Genomic DNA, 23,719 nt, shown 5'->3' with positions numbered 1-23,719 from the left:
GGACCGGGTGAGGGGCAACGAAGGGCCGACGTCTTCGGCGAATTTCCCATGCCCCTCATCCGGTCGCACTGACGTGCGACTCTACTTCTCACCGCATGCGGGGAGAAGCAGGGCCGCCCCATGCTGAGCCTCTCCTTCACGCCGCTGGTCCCGATCTGGGCGCTCGCGGCCTTCGGTCTCCTCGCGCTCGGGATGGCGGTGCTGGCCGTGATTGCGCGCGGACCGGTCGCGATGTTGCGCGCGCTTGCGATGGCGTTGGTCCTGGCTGCGCTCGCGAACCCCTCCCTCGTCCAAGAGGAGCGCGAGAAGGTCCGGGACATCGTCGCCGTCGTCGTCGATCGCTCGGCGTCGCAAGGCCTTGGCGACCGGACCGAGATGACGAACCGGGTGCGCGAGGAGTTGGAGCGGCGCCTCGGTGCGATGCCGGATGTCGAGACCCGTTTCGTCGAGGCGGGTGACGGGGAGGGCGAGGACGGTACGCGGCTTTTCGCGGCGCTGGGCCGAGCGCTCGCCGACGTGCCGCCCGACCGGCTCGCGGGCGCGCTGATGGTCACCGACGGCGTCGTCCACGACATCCCGCCCGATGCCGCGGAACTCGGCTTCAAGGCGCCGATCCACGCGCTCGTGACAGGACGACCGAACGAGCGCGACCGGCGCATCGCGCTCATCGAGGCGCCCCGTTTCGGGATCGTCGGCAAGGAGCAGACGATCCGGGCCGAGGTTTCCGAACGCGGCGGTACCGGTACGGCCCGGGTCACGGTGCGGCGCGACGGGCAGCAGGTCCTGAGCCAGGAGGTCCGCACCGGCGCGCCCTTCAGCCTCACGGTTCGTGTCGAGCATGGCGGCCCGAATGTCGTCGAGATCGAGGCCGATCAGCTTCCGGGCGAGCTCACGCCCGCGAACAACCGGGCCGTCGTCACGATCGAGGGTATCCGCGAGAAGCTGCGGGTGCTTCTCGTTTCGGGTGAGCCGCATCCGGGCGAGCGCACCTGGCGCAACCTCCTCAAGTCCGACGCGAATGTGGATCTCGTCCATTTCACCATCCTGCGGCCGCCCGAGAAGCAGGACGGGACGCCGATCAACGAATTGTCGCTGATCGCCTTTCCGACCCGCGAGCTGTTCCAGCAGAAGATCAAGGAATTCGACCTCATCATCTTCGACCGCTACGCGAATCAGAGCGTCCTGCCGTCGACCTATTTCGACAACATCACCCGCTACGTGCGGGAGGGCGGCGCGCTCCTGATCGCGGCGGGCCCGGAATTCTCCGGCGCATCGAGCCTCGCTCGGACGCGGCTCGCGGCGATTCTGCCGGGCGGGCCTGACGGGCGCATTCTCGAAGAGCCGTTCAAGCCGAAGATCACCCGCGAGGGCGAGCGCCACCCGGTGGCGCGCGACCTGCCCGGCTCGGAAAGCAACCCGCCGGCCTGGGGCGAGTGGCTGCGGACGATCGGGGCCGACATCCGGCGCGGCACCAGCGTGATGGCCGGGGCCGAGGAGAAGCCGCTCCTGGTCCTCGCCCGCGAGGAGAAGGGTCGGGTGGCGCTTCTCCTGTCAGACCACGCCTGGCTCTGGGCGCGCGGCTATAACGACGGCGGCCCGCATGTCGACCTGCTGCGCCGCCTCGCGCATTGGCTGATGAAGGAACCGGCGCTCGAGGAGGAGGCCCTGCGGGCCAGCGTCTCCGGACGCGACATCCGGGTGGAGCGCCAGACCATGGGCGGCGATCCTGGGCCGGTCCGGATCCTGTCGCCGAGCGGCCGCGAGCAGCAGGTCGCATCAGCCGAGGATCGGCCGGGCCTGTTCCGCGCCCAGGTGCGGGCGACGGAACTCGGCCTGCACACGCTTCGGTCCGGCGACCTCGTCGCCTTCGCGAGCGTCGGCGCCGCGAACCCGCGCGAACTCTCCGACGTGTTCTCCGATACCGAGCGCCTCCGGCCTGTCGCGGAGGCGACCGGCGGCTCGAGCCGGCGCGTGGCTGGAGATGCGGGTCCGCCGACCGTTCCGCGCATCCAGACAGTCAGGTCGGGGTCGCGTTCGGCCGGTGCCGATTGGATCGGGATACGGCCGAACGATTCCGCCATCATCCGGGGCGTCTCCGTCATGCCGCTCGGCCTCGGCCTCCTCGGCCTCGCGCTCCTGGTCGGCGCCGTGCTGGCGGCCTGGCTGCTGGAAGGACGGCGCCGGGCGGCGTGAGAGTGTCGCTACCCTCGCTCAGCCCGGCGAAAGCCCGGGTCCAAACCCGGCCGCAGATGGCCCTGGGTACCGGCTTCCGCCGCTATGAGCGGGCAGGTCAGCCCTTCATTGGGGCGACGCGGCCGGCGGCCTCCTCGACCGCGCCCGGCACGAGTTCGGCCAGGAGCAGTCGGGCCGGATCGACCGGGGCCGGCATAACAAGGCGGCCGGCGGGGGCGCGGCGGAAGCCGAAGCGGGCGTAATAGGGCTCGTCGCCGACGAGCAGCACGAGCCGGTGGCCGACTGCCCGGGCCGTATCGAGCGCGCGCTCGATCAGCGCCGCGCCGATGCCGCGCTTCTCGAAGGCCGGCTCCACGGCGAGCGGCCCGAGCATCAGCGCGGGATCGGCTCCGATCAGGATCGGCGAGATTCGCACCGAGCCGACGATCAGCGTGCCGACGAGCGCTGTGAAGCAGAGTTCGGGTGTCCCGAGCGCGCGCTCGCGCAGCCGGAAGGCGGTGCGGGCGAAGCGGCCCGGGCCGAAGGCGCGCTCGTGCAGCCGCTCGATGGCGCCGGCATCATGCGGCAATTCGGGCCTGATCTGGAGGGCCAGGTCGCTCACGTCGCCACCGCCTTGATCCCCAGATAGGTCGCGATGACCCGCTCGTCGCGGCGCAGCTCCGCCGCGGGTCCTTCGAGCACGACCTCGCCATTCTCGAGCACGTAGGCGTAATCCGCGAGTTCCAGCGCGGCCCGGGCATTCTGCTCGACGAGCAGGATCGAGACGCCGGTGCGGCGGAGATCCGCGATGGCCCGGAAGATCTCCTTCACGATCAGGGGCGCGAGGCCGAGCGAGGGCTCGTCCAGCATCAGCAGCCGCGGTGCGCTCATCAGGGCGCGGGCCGTCGCCAGCATCTGGCGCTCGCCGCCCGACAGCGTTCCGGCGAGCTGCGTGCGGCGTTCGAGAAGGCGCGGGAAGAGCGCCCACATCGCCTCCAGAGTTTCGCCGAAGCCGGGCGTGCCGCGGCGGCGAAAGCCGCCCAGTCGCAGATTGTCCTCGACGCTCATGGTGACGAAAAGCTCGCGCTTCTCGGCGACGAGGCTCATCCCGTCCGCGACCCGATCCTCGACCGAGCGTCGCGAGAGGGGCGTGCCCCGGAAGGTCGCGCCGCCGCGCGAGGGCAGGATGCCCATGATCGCGGAGAGAAGCGTCGTCTTGCCGGCCCCGTTCGGGCCGAGGATCGTCACGATCGCACCTTCCGGCACGGCGAGCGACACCTCGCGAACGGCCTCGACGCGGCCATAGGCGACCGAGAGTCGGTCGAGGGTGAGGATCGGCGCGCTCACGCGGCGCTGCCCAGATAGGCTTCGAGCACGGCCGGGTCGCGCTGGATCTCGGCCGGTTGGCCTTGCGCCAGTTCGGAGCCGAAATTCATCACGACCAGCCGGTCGGTCAGGCCCATGACGAAATCCATGTCGTGCTCGACGAGGAGCACGCCGACGCCGGTCTCGCGCACCTGGCGCAGCAGCGCGGCCAGCGCCGTCTTCTCGACATGGCGAAGCCCTGCCGCCGGCTCGTCGAGGAGGAGGAGGGTAGGCCCGAGCGCCAGCGCCCGGGCAATCTCGACGAGGCGCTGCTGGCCGAGCGCGAGTTCGGTCGCGATCGCCCCGGCTTCGCCGGCGAGGCCGACCCGCTCCAGCGCGTCCCAGGCCCGGGCGAAAAGCCGCGCCTCGTCCGCCCGGTCGAGCCGGAGCGCGCCCGATGCGGCGCCGGCCCGGCCGTGCAGATGAGCGCCGAGCGCCACGTTGTCGAGCACGCTCATGCCGTGGACGAGTTTTACGTGCTGGAAGGTCCGGGCGATGCCGAGCCCGGCGATCCGGCGCGAGCGCCAGCCGCGGAGCTCGTGGCCGCGAAAGCCGATCGAGCCGCCGCTCGCCGGCAGGATTCCGGTGATCAGGTTGAAGCTCGTCGACTTGCCGGCCCCGTTCGGCCCGATCAGCCCGACGATTTCGCCCGGACCAACCCGAAAGCTGAGATCGTTCACGGCGACGAGGCCGCCGAAGGTTTTTCGCAGGTGCGAGACGGAGAGGAGTTCATCCACCCCGTCATTCCGGGGCTCGCGTAGCGAGAACCCGGAACCCACGGGTTGCGCCACCTGTGGATCGCGTCCGGTCCGTAGCCCTTCCATGGGTTCCGGTTTCCGCTTCGCGGCCCCGGAATGACGGAGGGTGACCCCGAACCACCGCCGGACATGCGGCCACAACCCTTCGGGCGCGAACTGGAAAATCAGGATCAGCGTGAAGCCAAAGACGATCGACTCGAAATTGCCCTGGGTGCCGACCAGGAAAGGCAGCACGTCCTGCAGCTTGTCGCGCACGATGGTGACGAGCGCGGCGCCCAGCAGCGCGCCGCCGATCTGGCCGATGCCGCCGGCCACCGCCATGAGCAGGTAGTCGATCGAGGCCACCATCGAGAAGGGCGACGGGTTGATGGCGCGCTGGAAATGCGCGTAGAGCCAGCCCGAGATCGACGCCAGCACGGCCGCATAGACGAAGGCGAGGATCCGGGCCCGGCCCGTATCGATGCCGAAGCTTTCCGCCGCCAGCACGCCGCCCCGCAGCGAGCGGATGGCGCGTCCGACCCGGGAATCGAGCAGGTTCGCGGTGACGACGACGAGCGCGAGGAGGATCGCGAGGGTCAGGAGATAGAAATTCGCGCCGCCCGCGAAGCTGATCCCGCCGACCTCGATCGGCGGGATGCCCGAGATGCCGTCGAAGCGGCGGAAGAAATCGAGCCCGCCGGTCAGGTAGAAGAAGCTGATATTCCAGGCGATGGTCGCAACCGGGAGGTAATGGCCGCGCAGGCGGAGCGTGATCGCGCCGATGCCCCAGGCGAAGAGGCCGGTGAGCCCGATCGCGATCGGCAGCGTCGCGAGCGGCGGCCAGCCGTAGCGGGTCGTGAGGATCGCGGTCGTGTAGGCCCCGAACCCGACGAACATGGCCTGGCCGAAGGAGACGACATTCGCGACCCCGGTCAGCACCACGATGCCGAGCGCCACGATGGCCGAGAGGCCGATCAGGCTGCCGAGCGTGATCCAATAGGCCGGGATACCGGGGACCAGGGGCAGGGCGATGGCGGCGGCGAGCGCGAGGGCGGCCGCGATGCGGGCCGGGCTCACTCCTCGTCCTCGAGGACGAGCGCACCCTGCGAGCGCACGAGCAGGATCGGGACGATGATCATGAAGACGATCACCTCCTTCAGTTCGCTCGCATGGAAGGAGGCGAAGCTCTCGATCACGCCGACGAGAAGCGCGGCCCCGGCGGCGACTGGGTAGCTGACGAGCCCACCGATGATGGCGGCCACGAACCCCTTCAGCCCGATAATGAAGCCTGTGTCGTAGTAGATGGTGGTGAGCGGCGAGATCAGGATGCCGCCGAGCGTACCGATCAGCGCCGCGAGCCCGAAGGCGAACCGGCCCGAGAAGAGCGGCGAGATGCCGACGAGTCTTGCGCCCACGCGGTTGACCGCCGTCGCCTGCAGGGCCTTGCCGATCAGCGTGCGGCCGAAGAACAGGTAGAGTGCGGCGATCAGGATCGCGGTGACGACCAGCACCGAGGCCGCCTGGCCGGACAGCGACAGGTCGCCAAGCGTGAAGCTCGCCCGCGACAGGGGCGTCGTGCGGGAGCCCTCTGCCCCGAAGAAGATGAGGCCGAGGCCGACCAGCGCGATGTGGAGCGCCACGGAGACGATCAGGAGGACCAGGACGGAGGCCTCGGCGAGCGGCCGGTAGACTGCCCCGTAGATGTAGAGCCCGAGCGGGGCCGTCACGGCGAGCGCGAGAAGGATCTGCACGATCTGCGCGGGTTTTCCGGGCGCCAGCACCGCGACAAGCCCGGCGATCGCGACGGGAAGAACGACGGTCTCGGCCAGCGTCGCGATCCAGATTCGGGGGGTGAGGGCGCGGCGCTCGCTCCACAGCGTTACGATCCCGGACGCCACGCCGAAGAGGAGGAGCAGCCAGACCGTCCCGGGCATCCGGCCGAGCTCGATCGCGGCAAGGCTCAGCGCCCCGAAGGAAACGAATTCGCCGATCGGCACGAAGATGACCCGGGTGACGGTGAAGACCAGCACCATGGCGAGCGCGAGGAGCGCGTAGATGGCGGCGTTGACGATGCCGTCCTGGAAGAGGATCAGGAAGATCGACAGGTCCAAAGCATGCCTCTCGGCCGCGATCTGTCCGGCCTCCCCGCGGCGGCTCGTCTTCGCGGCCGCCCGCCGCCCCGTCTTGACCGCGATCCTCGCCGCCCGTCAAGCAAGCTCGGCCGTAGGCCGCCCGTCCACCTTGATGTCGGGATGGGCCGCCGCATATGAGAAGGGGAGACGTCGGGAGGACGCATGTACACTCAGGCCCTGAATGCGCCCGACCGAGAGCCGCCCGCGCTCGAAGATGCCGAGCTTGCCCGCCTTTTTCAGGACCGGATCGATGCCGACGACCGGATCGAGCCGAACGACCGCATGCCGGAGGCCTACCGCCGCACGCTGACCCGGCAGATCTCGCAGCACGCCCATTCCGAGATCGTCGGCATGCTGCCGGAAGGCAATTGGCTCACCCGCGCCCCGACGCTTCGCCGCAAGGCCGCATTGCTGGCCAAGGTCCAGGACGAATGCGGCCACGGCCTCTATCTTTACGCAGCCGCCGAGACGCTCGGCGCCAGCCGCGAGGAGCTCGTCGACGCACTCCTGTCCGGCAAGGCCAAGTATTCCTCGATCTTCAACTACCCGACCCTGACCTGGGCCGATATCGGGGCGATCGGCTGGCTCGTCGACGGCGCCGCGATCATGAACCAGATCCCGCTCTGCCGCTGCTCCTACGGCCCCTATGCCCGAGCGATGATCCGCGTCTGCAAAGAGGAGAGCTTCCACCAGCGCCAGGGCTTCGAGATCATGATGACGCTGGCGAAAGGCAATCCGGACCAGAAGGCGATGGCGCAGGACGCGTTGAACCGCTGGTGGTGGCCCTGCCTGATGATGTTCGGGCCGCCGGACACGGCGAGCCAGCATTCTGACCAGTCGACGCGCTGGAAGATCAAGCGCTTCTCGAACGACGAGCTGCGCCAGAAATTCGTCGACGCGACCGTGCCCCAGGCCGCCTATCTCGGTCTGACCATGCCGGACCCCGAGTTGCAGCTCGACGAGGAAACCGGCTCCTACCGCTACGGCGCGATCGACTGGAGCGAGCTGAAGCGCGTCATCGCGGGCGACGGCCCCTGCAACCGCGAGCGCCTGGCCGCCCGCCGCAAGGCGCATCGCGAGGGCGAATGGGTCCGCGAGGCGGCCGCTGCTTATGTCGAGAAGCGCCGCACGCGGATAGCGCTTCTCGATCTAGCCGCCTAGCCGGGTTCGTTCGCGATCAGCGAATACACATGGATATTTCCATGAATGCGGTAGTAGTGGATCCTGTCGCGGCGATTCTCAGTGTAGTCACGAAATCCTTCTTGTAGTTCGTTCATCCGATTTGCAGTCACTCGATCGTAGTCGACGTTCAATAGCCTCATGAGTCTGTTTTCGTTGACGATAGCGAACTTTTCGTACGTTAGAGACTCGTAGACTGAGTCGATGGTCGCATGGGGCTGCATGAGAGTAACTCCGCTCTTAAGGGTCCGGATGAACCCTCAAGTCACACATAATAACAATTATTATTATTTGTAAGGCCTGATATGCCCACCCCCAACACACCCCTCTGGGAAATCTTCATCCGCTCCCGCAACGGCCTCGCCCACAAGCATGTCGGCTCGCTCCACGCTGCCGATGCGACCATGGCCCTGCAAGCGGCGCGCGACGTCTACACCCGCCGCGGCGAGGGGCTGTCGGTCTGGGTCGTGCCGTCCTCGGCCATCACGGCTTCGGACCCGGCCGACAAGGGCATGCTGTTCGAACCCGCGGAGTCGAAGATCTACCGGCACCCGACTTTCTACGAGGTGCCGGACGATGTGGGGCATATGTGATGTGTTGTCCGCCCATGCCGGCGCAAGCCGGGGATCCAGGGAAAGCTGGGCCCCGGCTTTCGCCGGGGTGAGCGGAGGATGACGTGACCGCCACGGACGTCATGACAAACCCGCTCGCCCTCTACACGCTCCGCCGCGCCGACGATGCGCTCGTCCTCGGCCATCGCCTGTCCGAATGGTGCGGGCATGGGCCGATGCTCGAGGAGGACATGGCTTTGGCCAATATCGGGCTCGACCTGATCGGGCAGGCGCGCTCGCTCTACCAATATGCGGCGGAGGTCGAGGGCGCGGGGCGCGACGAGGACCAGCTCGCCTATCTGCGGGACGCGCCAGCCTACCGGAACCTGCTCCTGGCGGAACTGCCGAACGGCGATTTCGCCCACACCATTTTGCGCCAATTCCTCCACGCGGCCTTCGCCGACCCGTTCTGGCGCGCCACCATGGCCTCGGCAGACGCGACCCTCTCGGCGATCGCGGCGAAATCCGAGAAGGAGAGCGCCTACCACCTGCGCCACACGGCCGAATGGGTGATCCGGCTCGGCGACGGCACCGCGGAGAGCCACGCCCGGGCGGCTGAGGCGCTGGAGACGCTCTGGCCGTATACGGGCGAGATGTTCGAGACCGACGCTGCCGAGCGCGCGCTGGTCGAGGCCGGCATCGCGGTCGATCCCGAGAGCCTGCGGGCCGGCTGGATGCAGACGGTGTCGGCCGTGCTCGCCGAGGCGACGCTGACGCTGCCGTCCGGAACCTGGATGCAGTCCGGGGGGCGCCACGGCCGGCATTCGGAGCATCTCGGCCATCTCCTGTCCGAGATGCAGTTCCTGCAGCGGAGCTATCCGGGAGCGACGTGGTGAGCGACGGCCCCGCCAGTGGTTCCTTCTGCACCACCCCCACCCCCGGCCCCTCCCCGCAAGGGAGAGGGGAGAACGTCGCGGCGCTCCTCACCCGTGCCCGCGCGGCGACGTCCGAGGTGGTGGATCCCGAGATCCCCGTTCTCTCGATCGAGGATCTCGGCATCCTGCGGAACGTCGCGATCGAGAACGGACGCGTCGTCGTCACCATCACGCCGACCTATTCCGGCTGTCCGGCCATGAACATGATCGCGGTCGAGATCGGGCTCGCGCTCGACCGGGCCGGCATTCAGGGTGCGGAGGTCCGGACCGTGCTGCATCCGGCCTGGACGACGGCCTGGATGACGGAGGCCGGACGGGACAAGCTTCTCGCCTACGGCATCGCGCCGCCGTCGCGCGAGGGTGGTCGGCGCGCGCTCTTCGGTGTGGAGAGCGTCATCTGCCCTCAATGCGGCTCGGCGGACACGGAGCGGCTCGCCGAGTTCGGCTCGACCTCCTGCAAGGCGCTCTGGCGCTGTCGCGCCTGCCGCGAGCCGTTCGATTACTTTCGATGCCATTAGCTTCCCGTCATTCCGGGGCCGCGAAGCGGAACCCGGAACCCACGGTTCGCACCGCGCTGCCCAGCCTTCCCAGGGTCACGGATATCCGTGGGTTCCGGGTTCTCGCCTGCGGCGAGCCTCGGAATGACGGTGGTCGGTCATGATCCCGCCCCGCTTCCACCGCCTCACCGTCTCGGACGTCCGGCGCGAGACGCCGGACGCCGTGTCGGTCGCTTTTGCGATCCCGCCGGACCTCGCCCCGGCCTACGCCTTCCAGCCTGGCCAGTACCTCACCCTCAGGAGCGAGATCGACGGCGAGGAGGTCCGGCGCTCGTACTCCATCTCGTCCGGACCGGAGGAGCGGGAACTCCGGATCGGCGTGAAGCGGGTCGAGAACGGCGCCTTTTCCACCTTCGCCAACGAGGCATTGTCCGTCGGGCACGCTATCGACGTGATGACGCCGACCGGCCGCTTCGGCGTCGGGCCCGAGCCGGGTTCGTCGCGCATCCATGTCGGCTTCGCGGCCGGGTCCGGGATCACGCCGATCCTGTCGATCATACGCGGTCTCCTCGCGGGCGAGCCGCAGAGCCGCGTCTTCCTCTTCTATGGCAACCGGTCGACGACCGAGATGCTGTTCCGCGAGGCGGTGGAGGAGCTGAAGGACCGCTATCTCGACCGCCTGTCCGTGTTCCACGTCCTCTCCCAGGAGGAGCAGGACGTGCCGGTGCTGAACGGGCGGCTCGACCGCGACAAGGCCCGGCTGCTGCTGACCCACATCGTCCCGGCAGCGGCGATCGATCACCTCTTCATCTGCGGGCCGCTCGGCATGAGCGAGGATGTCGAGGCTGTCGCGCGCGAACTCGGCGTCCCGACCGATCGCATCCACCACGAGCGCTTCGTCTCGGAATTCGGCGGCAAGCCTCGGCCGAGACGGATCGAACTACCCCGCAGCGAGGAGAGACCGTCCCGCGTCGCGGCGCTGATCGCCGACGGCAAGCGCCGCGAGGTGCCGATCCGGGAGGGCGAGGCGATCCTCGACGCCGCGCTCCGGGCCGGGATGGACCTGCCTTATGCCTGCCGCGGCGGGATGTGCTCCACCTGTCGCGCCAAGGTGGTCGAGGGCGAGGTCCGGATGGACCTGAACTACTCGCTCGAGCCTTGGGAGCTCGAGGCCGGGTTCGTGCTGACCTGCCAGGCGCACCCGATAACGGATCGGGTGGTCGTGGACTTCGACGCGATGTAGCTGAGACGAAAGATCCGCTCGTCCCGGCGAAAGCCGGGATCCAGGCCGCCTGGGCCCCGGCCTGCGCCGGGGCGAGCGGAGGGCGAGGGAGCGAACGACGCGCGATGAATCAACTCGATCCCGCGGAGCGGATGAGCCGCGACGAACTCGCGTCGCTTCAGACCGAGCGCCTCGCGAAGACGCTGCACCGCGCCTACGACAACGTCCCGCATTACCGCGCCGCCTTCGACGCGGCGGGTGTCGCGCCCGGCGACTTCCACCACCTCTCCGACCTCGCCAGGTTTCCGTGCCTCGCCAAGGCCGACCTGCGCCAGACCTACCCGTTCGGCATGCTGGCCGTGCCGCGCGAACGCTGCGTGCGCATCCACGCTTCTTCCGGCACGACCGGCAAGCCGATCGTCGCGGCCTATACCCAGGCCGATCTCGACATGTGGGCCGAGGTGATGGCCCGCTCGCTCCGAGCGGCGGGCGCGAAGCCCGGCCAGATGCTCCACAACGCCTACGGCTACGGGCTCTTCACGGGCGGGCTCGGCGTCCATGCCGGGGCCGAGCGGCTCGGCCTCACGGTCGTGCCGATCTCGGGCGGGATGACGGAGCGGCAGGTGCAGCTCATCACCGATTTCCGCCCCGAGCTGATCACGGTCACGCCGTCCTACATGCTGGCGATCCTCGACGAGTTCAGGCGCCTCGGGATCGACCCGCGCGAGAGTTCGCTCGAAATCGGCATCTTCGGGGCCGAGCCCTGGACCAACGCCATGCGGGCCGAGATCGAAAGCGCCTTCGGCATGGATGCCGTCGACATCTATGGGCTGACCGAGGTGATCGGGCCCGGCGTGTCGATGGAATGCCGCGAGACGAAGGACGGCCTCCACGTCTGGGAGGACCATTTCTATCCGGAGATCATCGATCCGACGACGGGAGCGGTGCTGCCGGACGGCGAACTCGGCGAGCTCGTCTTCACGTCGCTGACCAAGGAGGCCTTCCCGGTCATCCGCTACCGCACGCGCGACCTGACCCGCCTCAGGCCCGGCACCGCGCGGCCCTCGATGCGCCGGATGGACAAGGTCACCGGCCGCTCCGACGACATGATCATCCTGCGCGGCGTCAACGTGTTCCCGAGCCAGATCGAGGAGGCTTTGCTGGGCTGTCGCTGGTGCGGCGGCCACTTCCTGATCGAGCTGACCCGCGAAGGGCGTCTCGACGCGATGACGATCCTGGCGGAGGCCCGGCCGGACAGTTGGGACGGGCAGGGGTTGGACGCCGAAGGCGAGAGGCTTGCCACGCTGATCAAGGGCACCATCGGCATCACGGCCCGGGTCAAGGTCCGGGCTCCGGGCTCGCTGGAGCGCTCGGCCGGCAAGGCAAAACGGGTGGTTGATCGCCGTCCGGGCGCCTGAGACGGCAGGCCACGATCAGGGCCAGAACGGCGGCCGCGCATACTCCCCATCGGTATGTCTCGAATCGGACATTGCATCGTCGGTGGAACTCCCCGCGGCGCCGGTCTTGTCATGCCAGGGGTCACGTCGACCCTGAAGGACTGCCTATGTTCATGCGCATCGACAAGCTCCAGGCTGAATTGCCGGAGCCCAAAGCCCCCAACCCGAATGCGGCCGCGGCCCTGCAGGAATTGCTGGGCGGCAAGTACGGCGAGATGTCCACGCTTGGGAACTACATGTTCCAGAGCTTCAATTTCCGCAACAAGACGAAGTTGCGGCCCTTCTATGGGCTCGTCTCGACCATCTTCCAGGAGGAGCTCGGCCACGTCGAGCTCGTCTCGAACGGCATCGCGATGCTGAACAACGGTCCGGGCGACCCGACGTCGGGCGCCGACATCTCGGACGCACCCTTCGAAGCCATGCAGGATGTCCGATCGGCCGCGAGCTTCTTCTCCGCCGGAGGCGGCGCCCTGCCGGTGAACTCCAACAGCATGTCGTGGAACGTCGACATGGTGACGACCACCGGCAACCTGATCATGGATCTCCTGCACAACTTCCACCTCGAATGCGGCGCCCGCATCCATAAGCTGCGCGTCTACGAGACCATGACGGAGCCGACCGGCCGCGAGGTTTGCGGCTATCTCCTGGTGCGCGGCGCCGTCCACGCGCACGCCTATGCACTCGCGCTCAAGAAGCTGACTGGCGTCGAAATCGAGAAGATGCTGCCGACCCCCAACATCCCGACGGGCAACATTCCGGAATGCCAGAAGTATCTCCAGGAAGGCAGCCACCGTCGTCTGTACCGCTTCGGCTCGCCGGACTACGCCGAGGCCGCGGGGGTATGGTCGAGCGACGAGAAGGCTCTGCCGGGTGATCCGCCGGGCAATCTGGAGGTGGTCGACGGTGCGCCGAACGGCGGGCAGATGGCCGAGCTTCTCGGCAACTACCCCGCCTTCGCGCCCGATTACGCGCCCGAGGAGATGTTCGAGATCGCGAGCAAGCTCTACAAGAAGAGCCGCTGATCGATCGCTCCCCCACCGCTCACCCCGGCGAAAGCCGGGGCCCAGCAAGTCTTGCCTGAATGCCGGCTTTCGCCGGCATGAACGGATGATCCCTTGGGGGACGCGTGGTCAGACCCAACGTCCCCCTACGGTCCGCGAATGGCCGCGAAATTCGGCGACCGTCTCGTCGCCGACAGAAACGTTGATATCATAGATGCCTGAGCGGCCCTCGCGAGCGACTTCGTGCGCGGAGGCTACGAGCTGGTCGCCCAGACGGCCGGGCCGGAGATAGGTGATCGTGCAATGCTGCGCGACCGCCTTGTCCCCGTGCGAGTTGCAGGCGAAGGCGAAGGCCGAATCCGCCAGCGCGAAGATGAAGCCGCCATGGGCGGTACCGTGGCCGTTGGTCATGGCCTCGGTCACCTCCATGCTGAGGAGAGCGTAGCCCGATCCGACATCGATCAGCTTGATGCCGAGTCCGATGCTGGCCCGGTCCTCGGCCCACATCGCGTCGGCCGATGCTCGCGCGATCGCGTCGAGGTCGAGGTCGAGGTCGGGGCCGTCGTCGTCGGGAGCGTCGCTCATGCCCCGCGCCCCGTGAACCGGGCTGGTCGCTTCTCCAGGAAGGCCTGCACGCCCTCCCTGAAATCCGGCATGGCGCCGGCCTGTTTCTGAAGGTCGCGTTCGAGGTCGAGCTGCTGGTCGAGATTGTTCGTGGCGGAGGCGTCGATAGCCTGCTTGATGAGCGCAAGCGCCGCCGTCGGCTGGGTCGCAAGGTGAAGCACGAGCTGCTCCGCCTCGGGCCGCAGCGCCTCGTCCTCGACCATCTTCCAGATCATGCCCCAGTCGGCAGCCTGTTCGGCCGTCACGGCTTCTCCCGTTAGCGCCAGCGCCCGGGCTCGGGCTTCGCCGACGAGGCGCGGCAGAAAGTAGGTGCCGCCGGAATCCGGCACGAGCGCAATCTTGGCGAAGGCCTGGATGAATTTTGCCGAGCGGGCGGCGAGCACGATGTCGCAGCTGAGCGCGATATTCGCGCCCGCGCCGGCCGCGACGCCGTTCACGGCGCAGACGACCGGTTTCCGGAGCGCCCGGATGCGGCGGATCAGCGGATTGTAGAAAAGCTCGAGCGTGTCGCCGAGCTTCGTGTCGCGCCCGACCGCCTCCAAGTCCTGACCGGCCGAAAAACCCCGGCCGGCGCCGGTGAGGAGCACGGCCCGGCAGCCATCGTCGGCTTCGATCGCGTCGAGCGCTCGCGCGAGCGCCCCGTGCATCTCGGCGTTGAAGGCATTCAGCCGCTCCGGTCGGTTCAGCGTCACGAGGCTCCAGCCGTCACGTCGTTGGACGAGGATCGGGTCCAAGCGCGTCTCCTCCGCGAGGGCTCGCCCGTGCGGCCTCGGCCGGGTGTGTAGCGCCGCGCCCGCCTGGCGGAAAGGCCGGGCTGGTGGCGAGCCTTGCCCGGGGCTGACCGCTCCGCCATTCCGCGCTAGGGCTGCCGCATGACCTTCCTCCCGGCGACCCGCACCTTCCAGGTGATGCAGCTCAGCTCGACCCGTCGCCGCATGATCGCGGCCTGCTGATGGCCATTCCACCCCTCCTCACGCTTCAGGGCGTCGCCCTCACCTTCGGCGGAACGCCGCTCCTCGAAAGCGCCGACCTGTCGGTCGGGGCGGGCGAGCGCGTCTGCCTCGTGGGCCGCAACGGATCCGGCAAGTCGACCCTGCTCCGGATCGCCGCCGGCCTCGCCGAGAGCGATCGGGGCGAGCGCTTCGCCCAGCCCGGCGCCACCATCCGCTACCTGCCGCAGGAACCGGATATGGGCGGCCACGATACGGTCCTGTCCTATGTCGAGGCCGGGCTCGGCCCCTCCGACGATCCCTACCGGGCCCATTACCTCCTGTCGGAACTCGGCCTCTCCGGCGAGGAGCGGCCGGGCGACCTCTCCGGCGGCGAGGCGCGTCGTGCCGCGATCGCCCGCACGCTCGCGCCCGAGCCGGACATCCTGCTGCTCGACGAGCCCACGAACCATCTCGACCTCGCCACCATCGAATGGCTCGAAGCCGAGCTGAAGAGCCGGCGCTCGGCCCAGGTCCTGATCAGCCACGACCGCCGTTTCCTGCAGAACCTGTCCCGCGCCACCGTCTGGCTCGACCGCGGCCGCACGCGCCGGATCGAGCGCGGCTTCGGCGAGTTCGAGGCCTGGCGGGACACGATCTACGCCGAGGAGGAGGCCGAGCGGCACAAGCTCGACCGAAAGATCGTCGCCGAGGAGCATTGGGTCCGCTACGGCGTGACCGGCCGCCGCAAGCGCAACGTGCGCCGGATGGAGGAACTCCGGACGCTCCGGACCGAGCGCCGGACGGCGCGGCGCGCGACGGGCTCGGCCACGCTCGCGGCGGCCGAGGCGGAGGCCTCCGGCACCCTCGTGATCGAGGCGAAGGCGGTCACGAAGAGCTTCGGCGAACGGCCGATCATCGACGGGTTCTCCATCCGGGTTCATCGCGGCGACCGGGTCGGGATCATCGGGCCGAACGGGGCCGGCAAGACCACGCTGATCAAGATCCTCACGGGCGAGCTGCCGCCGGATTCCGGGGCGATCCGGCTCGGCAGCGGGCTCGAGGCCGTGGCGCTCGATCAGCGCCGCGACAGCCTCGACCCGAACGCGACGTTGATGGAGGCGCTGACGGGCGGGCGCGGCGACACCGTCACGGTCGGCGGGCAGTCGAAACACGTGATGGGCTACCTCAAGGACTTCCTGTTCTCGCCCGAACAGGCCCGCACGCCGCTTCGCGTCCTCTCGGGCGGCGAGCGCGGCCGCGTGATGCTGGCGCGCGCGCTCGCCAAGCCGTCGAACCTCCTCGTCCTGGACGAGCCGACGAACGACCTCGATCTCGAGACGCTCGACGTGTTGGAGGAGATGCTGGCCGATTATTCCGGCACGATCCTCATCATCAGCCACGACCGCGATTTCCTGGACCGGGTCGCGACCTCGGTCATCGCGCCCGAGGGCCGGGGCAGCTGGGCGGAATATGCGGGCGGCTATACCGACATGCTGGCGCAGCGTGGCTCCGATCTCGCGCGGAGCGCCCTTGTCGCGCCGAAGTCGGAGGCGGCATCGAATGCCCGACCGGTCGCGGAGTCGTCCGCCCAGGCCGACGGTTCAGGCACGGCCGCCCGGCGGCGGTTGAGCTTCCACCAGTTGCATGCGCTGAAGACGCTGCCCTCGCGGATCCAGACTCTCTCGGCCGACATCGCGAAGCTTCAGGCCCGGCTTGCCGATCCGATCCTTTTCACGCGCGATCCAGCCGCCTTTCAGGCCGCCTCGGCATCGCTCGCCGGACGGGCCAGCGAATTGGAGGCGGCGGAAACCGAGTGGCTGGAACTGGAGATCCTGCGCGAGGAGATCGGGGCGTGACCGTACGGCCTCGACCTTGCGGTCACTCCCGGCTCGTGATGATGATCCGCGCTGCCTTCCAGCAGGCGAGAATCGAATGCAGGGAGCCCCGATCATGTACAAGGCCGTGACGCGGGGCATCCGGGTGACCGTGGAGCCGCGCTTCGTCGAGGAGGAATCGCAGCCCGACAAGGGCAAGTTCTTCTTCGCCTACACGGTCGAGATCACCAACATGACGACCGACCGCGTGCAGCTCCGCTCGCGCCACTGGCGCATCGTCGACGGGCGCGGCGCGGTGCAGGAGGTGAAGGGTGCGGGCGTGGTCGGCAAGCAGCCGGTGCTCGGCCCGGGCGAAAGCTTCACCTATACGAGCGGCTGCCCGCTCACGACGCCGGACGGCACGATGGCGGGCGACTACACCATGACGCTCGAGAACGGCGAGGCCTTTCGGGCCGAGATTCCGGCCTTCTCGCTCGACAGTCCCTTCGTGAAGCGGGTCGTGCATTGAGGATCCGCGCCGGATGACCGACCCGTCCGGGCTCGCGCTGCTCGAGCGTCTCGTCGGCTTCGACACCGAGAGCACCCGCTCGAATCTCGACCTCGTCTCCTCGGTCGCCGCCTATCTCGACGAGATCGGCGTGCCGTTCCTGCAGGTATCGAATCGCGACGGCACCAAGGCCGCCCTTTTTGCGACCGTCGGACCGTCGGATCGCGGCGGCGTGGTCCTCTCCGGCCACACCGATTGCGTGCCGGTCACGGGCCAGAGCTGGACGGCGGACCCGTTCCGGCTCCGGGTCGCGGAGGGCCGCGCCATCGGGCGGGGCACCGTCGACATGAAGGGGTTCGACGCGCTCGCTCTCGCGGCGCTCGCGAAGGGTAAAGCCGCGTCGCTGAAGACGCCGATCCACGTCCTCCTGTCCTACGACGAGGAGATCAACTGCCTGGGTTCGACGGACGTGATCCGGCGCTTCGGCCACGACCTGCCGATGCCGGTCGCGGCGATCGTCGGTGAACCGACCAGCCTCGCGGTCGTGGACGCCCACAAGAGCGTCGGTACCTTCATGACGCGGATTCACGGGACCGAGGCGCATTCCTCGATGCCGCAGATCGGCGGCTCGGCCGTGATGGCCGGCGGCGATCTCGTCGCCGAATTGAATCGCCTGGCCGACGAGATGGAGGGGCGGGGCGACCCGTCCGGACGGTTCCGTCCGCCCTACACGACGATCCATGTCGGCATCGTCACGGGCGGCACGGCCCGCAACATCCTGGCGAAGGACTGCCTGATCTCCTGGGAGTTTCGCGGGCTGCCCGATCTTGATCCGAACGAGATCCCGGACCGTTTCGCGATTGCGGTCGAGCGGGTGCTGCGCGAGCGGCTGAACCGGCACGGCGATTTCGGCCGCATCGAGACCGAGTGGGAAATCCTGGTGCCGGGCCTGAAACCCGATCCCGGCTCCCGGGCGGAGCGCCTGGCTTTCGACCTCACCGGCCGGACCACCACCGGGACCGCGCCCTTCGGCACGGAGGCCGGCCATTTCCAGGCGGCCGGGATCCCGACCGTCGTCTGCGGGCCGGGCTCGATCGATCAGGCGCATCAGCCGGACGAGTATATCACCCTCGACGCCTTTGCCGAAGGCGGCGTCTTCCTGGACCGCCTCATCGCCCGCTGCGCGGCGGAATAGCGCCTCGCTCAGCCCTGCCAGTGGACCGAGCGGGCATGCGGATCGGCGAAGGCGAGGAGCGCGTCGTCACCATCCGGCCAGAGCCTGAGCCGGAGCGTGGTGCGGCCACCGTGATCGGAATCGGTCTCGTAGCGCAGCCAGGCGAGTGGGCTGGCCGAGGTCGCGGCCTCTCCAGCCTCCTCGATCAGGGCTGAGATGCCCCGCTGGGTCGCGGCCGGGAAATACTGGAAGGCGACCGAATGCGCGACCACACGGGCGAGGCCGGGCGTCGGCTGGCTCGCCAACTGCCATTCGAGCCAATCCCCCGCATCGCCCCGGTCGAGCGTCGGGGGTTCGGCGACCGCGATCGCCAGCGCCGCCTCGAGCCGGGCGAGCCGCTCGCTCTGGTCGGGCCAGACATAGGCCGCCATCCGCTCCCGGTCCGATGCCGTGGTGACGTCGAGCGGGTTGAGGTCGACCCCGCGCCGGCGCGCGATGACGGGCGTCGCGGCCGGCAGGTCCGGTCCCGTCCAGGCCGGCTCCAGCCGGACGGCCGAGTCGCACGGGCCGACCAAACGGGAGCCGAGCCGGCAGGCGTAGCGGTCCGCGAGCAGGTTCAGCCCGGCGCTCGCGCCGAGTTCGAACAGGGAGAGAGGTAGCCCGGTCCGGGACGCGACGACGACGTAGCCCGACATCAGAACGGCGGAGCGGGCGACCTCGTTCGTCTGCGGCGGGAGGTCGAGCCAGCCCTCGACTTCGTCTCCGGCTTCGGCCAGCGCCGCAGACACGGTCTGCCAGAGCATATTCGGCTCTGGCAGGGCTCCAGGTGGATAGAACGCCGCGAGGTCGGGCAGGCGGCCGCGGCGAACGAGGGCGTGGAGTCCGCCGGCAATGCGGAGCGGCACCGAGTCGTGCAGCGCGTCCGGCTCGCCCGGCCAATCGAGCATGCGTCGACCGAGCGCCGTCGACCGGTCGAGCCGCTCCGCAAAGACGTCGCATAAGCGCGCCGTGAACGGCGACCCCAACTTCTCGCACCAGCCCTTCTGAGCCCGGAACGCGGTTCGGACAGCGGCTTCCCGTGTCCTCATGGTCGGGCCTGGCCTGCCGCCGATCGTGCGGCCCCGGGCTTTCCCTGGATCCGCGCCGTCCCGAGGCGGGGGCGAAACCGCATCGCGGGCGCCTCGATCAGCACATGCAGGAGCCACGCCGCTGCGAGCGCGACCGGAACCGTCAAGAGGACATAGGCGACGATCCGGCCGGCCGCGTTCCCGATGCCTGTCACGAGTCCGAGATGCTGGGCCGCAAGAAGGGTCGTGCCATGCGTCAGGTAGAACGGGTAGCTGACGGCCCCCAGGAACTGGACCTGCGGAGCCTTTAGAGCAGCCAGCGGTCGGACCAGGGTGCAGGCGATAACCGCTGCCGCGGCCGCCATCTCAACATAGCGCGCCCGGACGGAATGGGAGAAGAGGAGGCTCGCCAGGGCGAGCCCGGAGACGCTCGCGCCCAGGAGCGCGCGCGACGTCCACCACCGCGCCGGACTCGCGCTCACGAGCGCTCCGAGGAGAAAGGCTGGAAGGAAGAGCGCGGAGGAGAAGGCGCGCAGCGGGTAGGAGAGGGCGAGCGCCACAAGGACGGAGCCGACGAGCCCGGCACGCGACTCGCCCACCATGATCCGGACCAGGAAAATCGGGAAGCTGCCGACCACCTCGACCTGAAGGGTCCAGAGAACGCCGTTGAGATCATTCGTCAGGAGCAGCATCGTGCGGGCGAGGTCGAAGGCGGACGCGTTCACCACGAAGCCGATCGGGATCGCGCTGACGATCGCGACCGGCATGAGCCTGTAAGCTCTGCGCAGGGTATAGTCCGGCAGATCGGCCAGGGTCGTCGTGCCGTGTCGGGCGAAGGCGCTCCACAGGACGTAGCCGCTGAGCACGAAGAAGAGCGTCACGGCCGCATCGCCAGGAGAAACGACGTAGAACAAGCGACCGGCGAGGCTCGCGACTGGAAGATCGTGAAAGTCGCGAAGACGCGCGGCCCAGACGTCCGTTCCGGTAACGGCGAGGTTGCAATGCGCGATCGCGACCGCGAGAGCAGCGAGACCGCGCAGGCCGTCGAGGGCGTGTTGCCGACCGAGCGCCGGGCCGATCCGTGCATCCGGAGCAAGTCCGCGCCCAGCATCGTCCTCAGGTCGGCCCAAGCGCGTTAGCCCGCGTCCGAGGCGGCGACCTCGGCCTCCACCTCGGAGGGTTCGAGGTCGTAGAGTCGCGAGCAGAATTCGCAGGTGACACCGATGCGGCCGTCCTCGCCGATCATGTCGCGCCGGTCTTCCGGCGAGAAGGTCCGCATCATGGTGATGATGCGCTCCCGCGAGCAGCGGCAGACCTCCCGCAACGATTGCGGCTCGAAGACCCGCACGCCGCGCTCGTGGAAGAGCCGGTAGAGGAGGCGTTCGCTCGACACCTGCGGATCGACGAGTTCGTGATCCTCGACGGTGTCGACGAGCGCCTTTGCCTCGAGCCAGGCATCGTCCTCGCCGGGTTCGGGCGAGGCGGCATGGTCCTCCGGCACGTCGCCCGGCGGCAGGTCGGCGGCGCGGGCGCGTTCGGGCGAAGAGGGTAGGAACTGGATCAGGAGGCCGCCGGCCCGAAACCGCCGCCGCCCTTCCGCAAATTCCTCCGCGACCGCGAGCCTGACCCGGGTCGGGATCTGCTCGGATTGCCGAAAATACTGATGCGCGGCGGCGTCGAACCCGCCCCCCTCCAGTGCGACGACGCCCTGGTAGCGGCTTGCATCGGTTCCCTGGTCGATCGTCATGGCCAGGATGCCGCTGCCGAGGAGATCGCCGGTCGCGGGCCGCGCCCCTTCCGCCTCGACCCGTGCGGCGTCGAACCGGGCATAGGCGCGCAGCCGGTCCGGGGCGTCGAAATCGACGACCACCATGTCGACGGGGCCGTCGGTCTTGGTCTGGAGCTGGAAGCGGCCCTCGAATTTCAGCGAGGAGCCGAGGAGTGCCGTCAGCACTGCCGCCTCGCCGACGACGCGCGCGACGGCGTCCGGATAATGGTGGCGAGCCAGCATCGTATCGAGCGCGTCGCCGAGCCGAACCGCGCGGCCGCGTATGTCGAGCGGCTCCACGGAGAAGGGAAGGACCACGTCGTCGGCTCCCTCGAGCCGGTCCGGATTCATGCCGCGCGTGCTCCGGAGCCTTCCTCGGCCGCGCCGAAGCACCACGCCAGGATGCCCTTCTGGGCGTGGAGGCGGTTCTCGGCCTCGTCGAACACGACCGAACGCGGGCCGTCGATCACCTCGTCGGTGACCTCCTCGCCGCGGTGAGCCGGCAGGCAATGCATGAAGATCGGGTCGCGCCGCGACGCCGCCATCAGGCGTCCGTTGACCTGGTAGGGGGCGAGCAGGTTGTGCCGGTTCGTCTTGTCCTCGTCGCCCATCGAGACCCAGCAGTCGGTCACGACGGCGTCCGCCTCGGCCACGGCCTCGAACGGGTCGGCCTGCACGTGGATCGCGCCGCCCTGCACGGCCCGGGACAGGATCTCCGATTCGGCCACGAGCTCAGCCGGCGCAGCCACGTTCAGGCGGAAATCGAGGAGCGAGGCGGCCTGAACCCAGGAGGTCAGGACGTTGTTCACGTCGCCCGTCCAGGCGACGGTCCGGCCCCGGATCGGCCCGCGATGCTCCTCGAAGGTAAGGACGTCGGCCATGATCTGGCACGGATGCGAGGTCTTGGTGAGCCCGTTGATGACCGGCACGGTGGCATGGGCCGCGAGCTCGGTCAGCGTCTCGTGGTCGAGGATGCGGATCATGATCGCGTCGACGTAGCGCGACAGGACGCGCGCGGTGTCCGCGATGGTCTCGCCGCGGCCGAGCTGCATCTCGTGCCCGGTCAGGATGATGGTCTCGCCGCCGAGTTCCCGCATCGCGACGTCGAAGGAGACGCGCGTCCGGGTCGACGGCTTGTCGAAGATCATAGCGAGCGTCTTGCCGGCGAGCGGGCGTTCCGTCGGCACCTCCCCGCGGCGGCGCCGAGCCTTCAGGCCGGCGCTGAGGTCGAGGACGTGGCGGAGATCGGACCCGGAGAAATCGGCAAGGTCGAGGAAATGCCGCGGCCCGCTCATGCCGCGGCCCCTTGTGCCGGCGGCCGCATCGCGTCCTCGAGCGCCGTGCAGGCCCGGTCGAGGCGCTCGGCCGCTTCCAGCACGTCCGCATCCGTGAGGGTGAGCGGCGGCAGGAGGCGGACGACGTTGTCGCCGGCCGCGATCACGAGCAGCTCCTCGGCCTGCGCCGCCTTCACGAACTCCGTGTTCGGAACATGGAGCCTGAGGCCGATCATCAGGCCCTCGCCCCGCATCTCCGCGATCACGGCCGGGTGGCGGTCCTTCAGCGAGGCGAGCCGCTGCTTGAGGAGGAGCGCCATCTGCTGGACATGGTCCAGGAACCCATCCGCCAGCACGATGTCGAGCACGGCGTTGCCGACCGCCATGGCGAGCGGATTGCCGCCGAAGGTCGTCCCATGCGTGCCGGCCGTCATCCCGGAAGCCGCCTCGGCGGTCGCGAGACAGGCACCCATCGGGAAGCCGCCGCCGATGCCCTTGGCGACGGCCATGATGTCCGGCTCGATCCCGGCCCATTCATGGGCGAAGAGCTTGCCGGTGCGTCCGACGCCGGTCTGGACCTCGTCGAGGACGAGCAGCATGCCGCGCTCGTCGCAGAGCCGGCGCAGCGCGCGCAGCCGCTCCGGCGGGACCGGCCGGATGCCGCCTTCGCCCTGCAGCGGCTCGATCAGGATCGCGGCCGTGGCCGGACCGATCGCGGCCTTCAGCGCCGCATCGTCACCGAACGGCACCTGGTCGAAACCCTCGACCTTGGGACCGAAGCCGTCGATATACTTCTTCTGTCCGCCGGCCGCGATGGTCGCGAGCGTGCGGCCGTGGAAGGCGCCTTCGAAGGTGATGATCCGGAACCGGTCCGGATCGCCCTTCGCGGCATGATATTTCCGGGCCATCTTAATCGAGGCTTCCAGCGCCTCGGCGCCGGAATTGGTGAAAAACACGACATCCGCGAAGGTGGCGTCCGCCAAGCGCTTCGCAAGGCGCTCGCCGGCCGGGTTCTGGTAGAGGTTCGAGATATGCCAGATCTTGGCCGCCTGCTCCTGCAGGGCCTTGACCAGATGCGGGTGGCTATGGCCGAGCGCGTTCACGGCGATACCGGCCCCGAAATCGAGGAAACGTCGTCCGTCGTCCGTGACGAGCCAGGCGCCCTCTCCGCTCTCGAAGGTGAGGGGCGCGCGCGCATAGACCGGCAGAATCGACGAGGTCACGGCATGATCCTCCGTGGCAGGCCGCAACCGGCCCGAAAACGAAAGCGCCGCCTCGGAGGCGGCACCGCCCTGGAATCTATTGCGCGA

General features: G+C 69.0%; 22 protein-coding genes. 11 read left to right on the top strand and 11 right to left on the bottom strand.

Annotated elements, in window-relative coordinates; all coding sequences use genetic code 11:
- Window positions 1–120 precede the first annotated feature (120 nt).
- Window positions 121–2,193, top strand: a complete 2,073-nt coding sequence (locus ACFE87_RS03125; RefSeq protein WP_375458146.1) for a hypothetical protein — start codon at window positions 121–123, stop codon at window positions 2,191–2,193.
- Window positions 2,194–2,290: 97 nt separating this feature from the next.
- Here the strand turns inward: ACFE87_RS03125 and ACFE87_RS03120 are convergent, their stop codons facing one another.
- The 4 genes from ACFE87_RS03120 to ACFE87_RS03105 are packed head-to-tail and all read right to left on the bottom strand — an operon-like array spanning window position 2,291 to window position 6,385.
- On the bottom strand, window positions 2,291–2,794 hold the full coding sequence (locus tag ACFE87_RS03120) for a GNAT family N-acetyltransferase (protein ID WP_375458145.1): 504 nt from the start codon (window positions 2,792–2,794) through the stop codon (window positions 2,291–2,293).
- Window positions 2,791–3,519 carry an ABC transporter ATP-binding protein gene (locus ACFE87_RS03115; protein WP_375458144.1) on the bottom strand — a complete coding sequence of 243 codons (729 nt, stop codon included), beginning with the start codon at window positions 3,517–3,519 and terminating at the stop codon, window positions 2,791–2,793. Before ACFE87_RS03115 ends, ACFE87_RS03120 begins: the two co-directional genes overlap by 4 nt.
- Complete coding sequence (locus ACFE87_RS03110; protein ID WP_375458143.1) at window positions 3,516–5,351, bottom strand: ATP-binding cassette domain-containing protein; 1,836 nt, start codon at window positions 5,349–5,351, stop codon at window positions 3,516–3,518. The genes ACFE87_RS03115 and ACFE87_RS03110 overlap by 4 nt, the downstream gene beginning before the upstream one ends.
- Window positions 5,348–6,385 carry a branched-chain amino acid ABC transporter permease gene (locus tag ACFE87_RS03105; protein ID WP_375458142.1) on the bottom strand — a complete coding sequence of 346 codons (1,038 nt, stop codon included), beginning with the start codon at window positions 6,383–6,385 and terminating at the stop codon, window positions 5,348–5,350. Before ACFE87_RS03105 ends, ACFE87_RS03110 begins: the two co-directional genes overlap by 4 nt.
- 183 nt (window positions 6,386–6,568) lie before the next feature.
- On the opposite strand from ACFE87_RS03105, the gene paaA reads away from it, so the two are divergent.
- From paaA to ACFE87_RS03070, 7 genes are all read left to right on the top strand, one after another.
- Window positions 6,569–7,567 carry a 1,2-phenylacetyl-CoA epoxidase subunit PaaA gene (gene paaA / locus ACFE87_RS03100; RefSeq protein WP_375458141.1) on the top strand — a complete coding sequence of 333 codons (999 nt, stop codon included), beginning with the start codon at window positions 6,569–6,571 and terminating at the stop codon, window positions 7,565–7,567.
- 323 nt (window positions 7,568–7,890) lie between these two features.
- Window positions 7,891–8,178, top strand: a complete 288-nt coding sequence (gene paaB / locus ACFE87_RS03095) for a 1,2-phenylacetyl-CoA epoxidase subunit PaaB (protein ID WP_375458140.1) — start codon at window positions 7,891–7,893, stop codon at window positions 8,176–8,178.
- A gap of 101 nt (window positions 8,179–8,279) precedes the next feature.
- The gene (gene paaC / locus ACFE87_RS03090) at window positions 8,280–9,032 is read left to right on the top strand and encodes a 1,2-phenylacetyl-CoA epoxidase subunit PaaC (protein ID WP_375458182.1); all 753 of its coding nucleotides are present in this window, start codon (window positions 8,280–8,282) and stop codon (window positions 9,030–9,032) included.
- Window positions 9,029–9,589 (top strand): 1,2-phenylacetyl-CoA epoxidase subunit PaaD, encoded by a 561-nt coding sequence (paaD, locus tag ACFE87_RS03085; RefSeq protein WP_375458139.1) that lies wholly within the window; start codon window positions 9,029–9,031, stop codon window positions 9,587–9,589. Before paaC ends, paaD begins: the two co-directional genes overlap by 4 nt.
- Window positions 9,590–9,728: 139 nt before the next feature.
- Window positions 9,729–10,811, top strand: a complete 1,083-nt coding sequence (gene paaE / locus ACFE87_RS03080; protein ID WP_375458138.1) for a 1,2-phenylacetyl-CoA epoxidase subunit PaaE — start codon at window positions 9,729–9,731, stop codon at window positions 10,809–10,811.
- Window positions 10,812–10,915: 104 nt separating this feature from the next.
- Window positions 10,916–12,208 carry a phenylacetate--CoA ligase PaaK gene (paaK, locus tag ACFE87_RS03075; protein WP_375458137.1) on the top strand — a complete coding sequence of 431 codons (1,293 nt, stop codon included), beginning with the start codon at window positions 10,916–10,918 and terminating at the stop codon, window positions 12,206–12,208.
- A gap of 146 nt (window positions 12,209–12,354) precedes the next feature.
- Window positions 12,355–13,269 (top strand): manganese catalase family protein, encoded by a 915-nt coding sequence (locus ACFE87_RS03070; protein ID WP_375458136.1) that lies wholly within the window; start codon window positions 12,355–12,357, stop codon window positions 13,267–13,269.
- A 108-nt stretch (window positions 13,270–13,377) separates the two neighbouring features.
- Here the strand turns inward: ACFE87_RS03070 and paaI are convergent, their stop codons facing one another.
- Window positions 13,378–13,833 (bottom strand): hydroxyphenylacetyl-CoA thioesterase PaaI, encoded by a 456-nt coding sequence (gene paaI, locus ACFE87_RS03065; protein ID WP_375458135.1) that lies wholly within the window; start codon window positions 13,831–13,833, stop codon window positions 13,378–13,380.
- On the bottom strand, window positions 13,830–14,606 hold the full coding sequence (gene paaG / locus ACFE87_RS03060; RefSeq protein ID WP_375458134.1) for a 2-(1,2-epoxy-1,2-dihydrophenyl)acetyl-CoA isomerase PaaG: 777 nt from the start codon (window positions 14,604–14,606) through the stop codon (window positions 13,830–13,832). The genes paaI and paaG overlap by 4 nt, the downstream gene beginning before the upstream one ends.
- Window positions 14,607–14,824: 218 nt before the next feature.
- Here paaG and ACFE87_RS03055 point away from each other — a divergent pair, with 218 nt between their 5' ends.
- From ACFE87_RS03055 to argE, 3 genes are all read left to right on the top strand, one after another.
- Complete coding sequence (locus tag ACFE87_RS03055) at window positions 14,825–16,660, top strand: ABC-F family ATP-binding cassette domain-containing protein (RefSeq protein WP_375458133.1); 1,836 nt, start codon at window positions 14,825–14,827, stop codon at window positions 16,658–16,660.
- A gap of 94 nt (window positions 16,661–16,754) precedes the next feature.
- Window positions 16,755–17,147, top strand: a complete 393-nt coding sequence (gene apaG, locus ACFE87_RS03050; RefSeq protein ID WP_375458181.1) for a Co2+/Mg2+ efflux protein ApaG — start codon at window positions 16,755–16,757, stop codon at window positions 17,145–17,147.
- A gap of 13 nt (window positions 17,148–17,160) precedes the next feature.
- Window positions 17,161–18,321, top strand: coding sequence for an acetylornithine deacetylase (gene argE / locus ACFE87_RS03045; protein WP_375458132.1), 1,161 nt, complete (start codon window positions 17,161–17,163; stop codon window positions 18,319–18,321).
- An 8-nt stretch (window positions 18,322–18,329) separates the two neighbouring features.
- Here the strand turns inward: argE and ACFE87_RS03040 are convergent, their stop codons facing one another.
- The 5 genes from ACFE87_RS03040 to ACFE87_RS03020 are packed head-to-tail and all read right to left on the bottom strand — an operon-like array spanning window position 18,330 to window position 23,632.
- Window positions 18,330–19,388 (bottom strand): DUF2332 domain-containing protein, encoded by a 1,059-nt coding sequence (locus ACFE87_RS03040; RefSeq protein WP_375458131.1) that lies wholly within the window; start codon window positions 19,386–19,388, stop codon window positions 18,330–18,332.
- Entirely contained in the window at window positions 19,385–20,497 is a 1,113-nt protein-coding gene (locus ACFE87_RS03035; protein ID WP_375458130.1) for an acyltransferase family protein, read from the bottom strand. Before ACFE87_RS03035 ends, ACFE87_RS03040 begins: the two co-directional genes overlap by 4 nt.
- Window positions 20,498–20,502: 5 nt before the next feature.
- Window positions 20,503–21,486, bottom strand: a complete 984-nt coding sequence (locus ACFE87_RS03030; protein WP_375458129.1) for an Hsp33 family molecular chaperone — start codon at window positions 21,484–21,486, stop codon at window positions 20,503–20,505.
- Window positions 21,483–22,430: an ornithine carbamoyltransferase gene (argF, locus tag ACFE87_RS03025; RefSeq protein WP_375458128.1), complete on the bottom strand. Its 948-nt coding sequence runs from the start codon at window positions 22,428–22,430 to the stop codon at window positions 21,483–21,485. Before argF ends, ACFE87_RS03030 begins: the two co-directional genes overlap by 4 nt.
- Window positions 22,427–23,632: an aspartate aminotransferase family protein gene (locus tag ACFE87_RS03020; RefSeq protein WP_375458180.1), complete on the bottom strand. Its 1,206-nt coding sequence runs from the start codon at window positions 23,630–23,632 to the stop codon at window positions 22,427–22,429. Before ACFE87_RS03020 ends, argF begins: the two co-directional genes overlap by 4 nt.
- Window positions 23,633–23,719: the final 87 nt, after the last annotated feature.

Source organism: uncultured Enterovirga sp., assembly GCF_964242715.1.
Classification (GTDB): Bacteria; Pseudomonadota; Alphaproteobacteria; order Rhizobiales; family Beijerinckiaceae; genus Enterovirga.
Note: the sequence above shows the minus strand (reverse complement) of the source record. Positions and strands in the feature narration are given on the sequence as shown.